This is a genomic window from Phyllobacterium sophorae, from assembly GCF_003010965.1.
GTDB lineage: Bacteria > Pseudomonadota > Alphaproteobacteria > Rhizobiales > Rhizobiaceae > Phyllobacterium > Phyllobacterium sophorae.
The window spans coordinates 1-1,468 of sequence record NZ_PGGM01000039.1; the positions used below are offsets into that span (position 1 = coordinate 1).

Annotated in this window: 2 protein-coding genes; one reads left to right on the forward strand and one right to left on the reverse strand. The window is 56.4% G+C overall.

Annotated elements, in window-relative coordinates; all coding sequences use genetic code 11:
• Positions 1-122: 122 nt before the first annotated feature.
• Positions 123-461 (forward strand): hypothetical protein, encoded by a 339-nt coding sequence (locus tag CU103_RS30920; protein ID WP_106667830.1) that lies wholly within the window; start codon positions 123-125, stop codon positions 459-461.
• A gap of 7 nt (positions 462-468) precedes the next feature.
• Here the strand turns inward: CU103_RS30920 and CU103_RS30925 are convergent.
• Positions 469-1,468: IS66 family transposase (locus tag CU103_RS30925; protein WP_245449094.1), on the reverse strand; the 1,000-nt coding region annotated here is incomplete at its 5' end.

A 1,468-nucleotide genomic window follows, 5' to 3' on the forward strand; every position in this document is an offset into this window, starting at 1 on the left:
GGTAAGCGGGGCAGATTTGGCGGCAGTGGCGCATTGCTGGGCAATTGTGCCGTTGAGGTAGTGCTACCATAATCGGGAACGGCACGTAAGAAGGTGTCCGCGCCGACGATGGAAAAAACCACATGATCGACATCGATATCGACAGCCTGGATGAGGCCGGGCTGATGGCACTGAACAAGCGCATCGTCGAGCGACTGCAGTTTCTGCATCAACAAAAGATGACGGAAGCGCTACAGGAGATAAAGATCGGTAGCGGCGTAATGTTTGAAGGACCTGATGGAAGGACGATCAAGGGGATCGTCATTCGTCGCAATCGCAAAACAGTGACCGTTCACACCGAGGATGAGAAGCATTGGAACGTCTCGCCCTCTCTGCTGACGCTCACCGGCCGGCATGTTCTGGATGAGGAGACGGCGAAAGCAGGTCGGGTCGTGCCACTTGGAAAGCCTAAGGGGGCGTGACGGTGGTTCAGGCTTTTGCGGCAACGAGCATGGCCAACGGCGGAATGGTTTGATCACGATCGCCAATGTCAAGCCGGTCGCCCAGATAGTGATAGAACGAGACTCCGAGCTTCCTGCAGGTCTTCATGAGGCCGAGCATGGTGTCGCGCGCAACACGGCCATTACGGCTCATGGTACCGCCGGAGATCTTGCGTTTGGTGACAAAGGTACGCAGATCGTTCTCCGAGGCATTGGTGTGGAGCGGAATATCGGGATGGTCGAGCACCTTCAGCAATTCATCCTTGCGACGGTAAAGCCGCGCCAAAAGCTTGTCGAGATCCGCATATCCGGTGCGGATTGAGAAGATACGGTCGAACCTGTGACGGAATGCGTTGGCCATCCCTGGTGAAGGCTTGAGTTTCCAGGCTTTGAGCGCCTTGTAGAAACACCAAACGAGATCGCGAATGGCATCCACCTGTCCTACCTGCCGCGGCGTTGCCGGCATCAGCTTTTGCATCTGCCGTTCGCTATGGACCCAACACAGAGCATGATTGGCGACACGGAATTGGCCGGCATCGTCGGAGATGATGACTGTGTTACCCAAAAGCCCGTGATGACGAATGGTGCCCCACATGCCCGCTTCCCCCAGAATGCGGATCAGTCCCGTGTCGAAGATATCGATGCCCTTGTCTGCCAGATGCTTGAGGAACGCAATCTGCGAACCAAACAGCTGTGGTTCCGAGGTCTGCAGCTTTGCCACCAGGGCAGGATCAACCCTGCGCCGATCCAGATAGCTGAACGCCGCATCATTGAGCACATAATTCTGATAGTTGCCGCGCAGCAGCGACAGGAAGTTCAGGCGCGACTTTGATGGTCCGGTACGAAAGGCGGCAAAATGCTCCCCGCCAATCTGCGTCGTATAGAAATTGCTATTCGCGTGGCGAGCGCCGGTATCGTCGACGGTGATGAAAGGGGCCGACACCAGCCCGGCATGCAGGACCGCCGCATCCTCTTCAACAAAATGATCC